The organism is Erythrobacter donghaensis, from assembly GCF_001557325.1.
In the GTDB taxonomy this organism is placed as follows: Bacteria; Pseudomonadota; Alphaproteobacteria; order Sphingomonadales; family Sphingomonadaceae; genus Erythrobacter; species Erythrobacter donghaensis_B.
In genome coordinates this window covers 1-5,187 of sequence record NZ_LSJS01000163.1, presented here as the reverse complement: position 1 = coordinate 5,187, position 5,187 = coordinate 1, and the positions used below count along the sequence as shown (strand labels likewise).

The 5,187-nt window shown below is 71.1% G+C and carries 4 protein-coding genes; all 4 read right to left on the bottom strand.

The features are described 5' to 3' along the window. Nucleotides 1-33: 33 nt before the first annotated feature. The gene (locus AX692_RS09600; RefSeq protein ID WP_073974376.1) at nt 34-1,509 is read right to left on the bottom strand and encodes a M48 family metalloprotease; all 1,476 of its coding nucleotides are present in this window, start codon (nt 1,507-1,509) and stop codon (nt 34-36) included. 107 nt (nt 1,510-1,616) lie between these two features. Continuing rightward, nucleotides 1,617-2,561, bottom strand: a complete 945-nt coding sequence (locus AX692_RS09595; protein ID WP_073974375.1) for an acetyl-CoA carboxylase carboxyltransferase subunit alpha — start codon at nt 2,559-2,561, stop codon at nt 1,617-1,619. Nucleotides 2,562-2,570: 9 nt separating this feature from the next. Further along, nucleotides 2,571-3,458, bottom strand: a complete 888-nt coding sequence (locus AX692_RS09590) for a tyrosine recombinase (RefSeq protein WP_073974374.1) — start codon at nt 3,456-3,458, stop codon at nt 2,571-2,573. Further along, nucleotides 3,458-5,187 (bottom strand): hypothetical protein (locus tag AX692_RS09585; RefSeq protein WP_073977647.1); only part of this gene is annotated, 1,730 nt, incomplete at its 5' end. The genes AX692_RS09585 and AX692_RS09590, both read right to left, overlap by 1 nt.

Here is a 5,187-nt window from a genome sequence, read left to right as displayed (position 1 = left end):
GGCGGGGAGCGATCCCCGCCGTTTTCGTTTGGCTTACCTGCCGCGCACCACCAGCTTGACCTTCTGACCCGGCGTCACCGTCGCGGTGCCGGCCAGCGCGTTGAGCACCCGGAAGCGCTCTTCCTGCGCGCTGTCATAGGCCATGCGCCGCGCGAGGCTCGCCACGGTATCGCCGCGCGCCACGGTCACCACCTGGAGCTTCCGCGGCACCACCGCGCCCGCCTCGGCCGCACTGATCCGGCGCATCGACTGGAACATCGGGTTGAACGTCCCGGCCCGACCGGCCGGCGCGATCGCGACGAAGTGGAAGGCCTGATCGCGCGCGAATTCATAGGCGAAGACCACCAGATCGACTTGCGAATTGCCGCTGTTGACCCGCGCCGTGCCGAACACCGCGGGAAGGCCGTTGACCGTGGTGCGCTCGATCGTCTGCGGGACGAGCGTGCTGTTCTGCCCGCCAGCCGCAGCAAAGGCGCTGCGCACATAGCTTTCGAGATTGCCGTTATAGGCAGCGGTCGTCATCTGCGCCTTGCCCGCCTGCCCCTGGATGCTCACCGCGCGCGTGCCGTTGACCATGTAGAAGCCCTGGGGCGCCGTGAAGGCGAGCCGCAGGTCGGGGTGAATGAACGTGCTGCCCTCGATCACCCCCTGCGCCGGGTCGTCGCCATAGCGCAGCCCGTCGATCCGGGTAAGGAAGGTGTCGCGATTGACGACACTGCTCGTTCCCGGCGCGCCTGCCCGGGTGAGCGCGCTCTGCACCCGGCTGGCCGGATCGGGGTGGGTCGAGGCCCATTCGGGGACGTTTGCATCCTGCCCCGAAAGCCGCGCGTCGAGCGCGTTCTGTGCGGCAAGGCTCGCCAGCACCGTCCCCATCGCCCGCCGGTCATAGCCCGCGCGGCCGAGATAATCGATGCCGAGCCCGTCCGCCTCGAGCTCCTGCTTGCGGCTGAACTTGAGCGTCAGCAGCTGCGAGCCCTGCAGGAAGGTGCGCGAGAGCGTCTGCCCCAGTCCCGAATCCCCCAGCAGCAGCCCCGAGAGGATCGCGCCCCCCAGCCCGAGCAGCGTGTTCTTCTGCGCCGCCGCCTGGCGCCGCTGCGAATGGCGCGCGGCGACATGGCCGACCTCGTGCCCGAGCACCGCGGCGAGCTCGGCCTCGCTGTTCATCAGCGTGACCAGCTGGCGGGTGGTGTAGATATAGCCGCCGGGAATCGCGAAGGCATTGTTCACCGGCGAGTTCAACAAGCTCACCGTGAAGCTCTCGCGCGCATTGCCGAGGCCCGATTGCACCGCGATGTTCTTGCCGACCTGTTCGACATATTGGGCATGGGGGCCGCTCATCGCGCCGCCGAATTCGGCGAGCAGCTGCGGGTGATACTCCGCGCCCTGCCTGGCCTCGGCCTGAGTGATCGGGGTGGAGGCGGAGGGGATCTGCGCGCCTGCCCCCATGCACCCCGCGAGCGCCCCTGTCGCCACGCCGAAGGCCAGCGCCTTCCTTGCCAGTCGTGCCATCGTTTTCGTCCCTTTCCGCCTGTCCCCCTGCTGCTTTCGCGCAGCTCCACGGGCAAGCCTCATGCATCAGGGACGTGGCAAACGGAACCTTAACTTGGGATTTCCTGTCAGCCGCCGATGGCGAGGAAACGGGCTTCGCGTGCGGCGACCAGTTGTTCGGCGCTATGGGACGCGAGGGTCGCGACCTCCTCGGCGAGCGCTTGCCCGAGCATCCGGGCGGCTGCGGCCGGATCGCGATGCGCCCCGCCGATCGGCTCCTTGACGATGCGGTCGATCACATTGATGCGCTTCAGATCCTGCGCCGTGACCTTCATCGCCTGCGCCGCCTCCGGAGCCTTCTCGGAGGTGCGCCACAGGATCGAGGCGCAGCCTTCGGGCGAGATCACCGAATAGACCGCGTGTTCCAGCATCAGCACGCGGTTGGCCGAGGCGAGCGCCACCGCGCCGCCCGAGCCGCCCTCGCCGACGATCGCGGCGACCATCGGCACGCCGATCGCGAGGCAGGCTTCCGTCGCCCGCGCGATGGCTTCGGCCTGGCCGCGTTCCTCGGCCTCGATCCCCGGAAAGGCGCCCGAGGTGTCGACCAGCGTCACCACGGGAAGGCCGAATCGGCTCGCCAGCTCCATCAGGCGGATCGCCTTGCGATAGCCCTCGGGCTTACCCATCCCGAAGTTGTGCGCAATGCGCGTCTTGGTATCGTGGCCCTTCTCGTGCCCGATCAGCATCACCCGGCGCTCGCCCAGCCGCGCGAAGCCGCCCATGATCGCGAGATCATCGGCATAGAGCCGGTCGCCGCCCAGCGGCATGAAGTCGCTGAAGGCGTGCGCGACATAGTCGCGGAAATGCGGACGCTGCGGGTGCCGGGCGACCTGGGTCTTCTGCCACGGGGTGAGCGAGGCATAGGTGCTGGCAAGCAGCTCGGCGCTCTTGGCTTCGAGCCGAGCGATCTCGCTCGCGACATCGACATCATGCAAGGCGTTGACGCTGCGCAGCTGCGCGATGCGTTCTTCGAGCGCGGCGACCGGTTTCTCGAAATCGAGGTAGGAAATCATCGCAGCGGGCTAGTCGGATGTTGTGCGGGTTGCAAGCGGGTGACGGGAATTGACGAGGGCAACCAGCCGCGCGGCATCGACATGGGTGTAGATTTGCGTCGTCGAAATGTCGGCATGGCCGAGCAGGGTTTGCAACACGCGCAGGTCCGCGCCGCCCTCCAGCAGGTGGGTGGCGAAGGCGTGGCGCAGCACGTGGGGGCTGATGCTCGCAGGATCGAGCCCGGCGCGGGCCGCCAGCGCCTTCAGGAGCTGGAACAGCCGGACGCGGCTGAGGTGCCCGGTCTTGCCCGAGGGAAACAGGTAGCGCGAGGGCGGTGTCTGCGGGCGCAGGCTCAGCCAGCGCCCGACCGCTTCGAGCGCCCGCCCGCCGACCGGGACGAGGCGCGTCGCCCCGCCCTTGCCCGTCACCGTCAGGAACGGCGCATCGCGCGGCGCTGCGCTGAGCGGCAGGCCGACCAGTTCGGTCGCGCGCAGGCCCGAGCCGTAGAGCAGCTCGATCAGCGTCAGCAGCCGCACCGCCTTGGGCTCATCGCCCGCCGCCTCGTCCTCGGCGCGGGCGAACAGGGCGGCGATCTGATCGTGGCCCATCACCCTGGGCAGCGGGCGCCTGAGGCGCGGCGCGGGGAGCGCGCCCGAGGGATCGTCGGCCCGCCAGCCCTCGTCCACGGCAAAGCCGAAGAATTGCCGGAGCGCCGAGGCCTTGCGCGCGACACTGGCAGGCGCAAGGCTTGCCCATTCGCCGGCGAGGCTGGCGACAGCATCGCGGCTCGTCTCGGCCAGATCGCCGATCGCTGCCTCGGCCTGATCGAGATCGCGGCGGTAGGCGGCGAGCGTGTTGAGCGCGGCGCCCCGTTCGGCGGCCAGCATCGCGAGAAACGCCTCTGTGGCGGCGGACATCAGCCCCGCGCGACCGCCTCGGCGGCGATCATCCGGGCCTCGGCGACCATTCCCCCGCGGGTCAGCGCGGCGGTGATGTGGTAGAGGTGGAGCGGGGTCATCTGCGACCAGCTGTTCCCCTGCATCCCCAGCCCGGCGAGCAGCGCCACCAGCGCCGGATTGCCGACCTCGGCCGCGCGCGAGATGGCGGCGGTCCAGCGGGTCTGGCGCGCGAGATCGAAGCCGAGATCGCCCGCGAGCGCGCCGGCGTCGCCCTCGGACAGGCGCCCGATCCCGGCGAGGCCGGCGACCAGAAAGGCGGATCGGCGCTGGCCGTCGCTCGCGTCGCTGCCGATGAAGCTCTCGACCGGGCTCTGGCCGACCGCCTCGATATTCGGCGCGCCGAGCGCAATCAGCGCCCAGCCCAGCGAGCCCTGCGCAGCGACGTCCGCCCAGCGCGCCGCATTGCGATCGAGCCCGGCGGCGAGCATCGCGGCGATCAGGTCGCCCGCCGCGTCCGCATGCTCGGCGCTCGCCGGGATGCGCGCGGCGGCATAGGCGGTGAGCACCCGCGCGCCGTAGCCATCCCCGCCGCCGAGCTTGGCGCCGTCCGCCCACAGGCGCTGCATCGCGGCAATGCGCGCAGCCGGATCGTTCGCGACATAGGCCTCGCGCAACGCCGCGGCGTGGGCCTTCTGATCCTCGCCCGCGGCCGGATCGGCATGGATCTCGGAATAGAGATCGACCATCGCATCGGCAGACAGGATTCCCTCGCGCGCGGCGCGTCCGGCGAACTGCGCGCGCTCGCTCGCGGGGAGCATCGGCAGCAGCGCGCCGCTCCGCGCATAATAGGCCCCGCCGCGCGCAGTGAGCGCGCTGTCCAGCAGCCCCTCGGGCAGCGGCTCGCCCACCGCATTGGCGAGGCCGAAGCGCCAGGGGTTGAGATCGTCCACCCCCTGCCACTCGATGTTGACGCCCCGCTGCGCGCGGCCCGCAGCGCCCGCGAAGCGCCGCGCCAGCAGCACGTCGACCCGCGGCGCCGCACCGCGGAACAGCGCGCGGTCGAGCTGGGTTGCGGCCAGCGCGCTCTCGCCCGCATAGGCGTTGCAGATCGCCTGCCACATCACCCACTCGCCATCCTGCCGCTGCGAGCCCTGGAGGCGAACCGCCGGGCAGGCCCCGGTGATGTCGCCGGCGGCGAGGTAGGCGGAGAGCGCCTCCTGCGTCAGCGCGGGCGACCAGTCGGCGGTGTCGATATCCTGCACCACCGCGCGCGCGAGGGCATACTCGCCCATGCGATTGAGCAGGCCGACGCGCAGCGCGGCGAATTCGACCGGATCCATGCCCAGCGGCGCGGCGAGGCGGCTCGCGAGCGCGCGGCGCAGCAGGATATGCCCCCAGCGCGACACCAGCGGGCCCTCCGTGCCGCTGAGCGCCGCGCGCACCAGCTTGTCCGACTGGTTCGCCAGCGCCAGCGGCGGCAGGCCCCCCTCGTCCACCGCCAGCACGCCGACGCGGGTCAACGCCCGCTGCGCGCCGGCCGGAATGTCGCTCTTGGGCGCAAGGCCGAGCAGCTGGTCGAGCTCCTCGGTCGACATGTTTTCCAGCTGCTCGAGGCTCGGCAACCGGGCAAGATCCTCGCGGCTGATCGCGGGGAGCGGCGGGAGGCTCGCCGGATCGACGGCAGCGCCGGGCACGGGCGCCGTGCCCGGCTGAGCAATCGGCGGCTGGCCCGGCTGGGCAGGCGGGG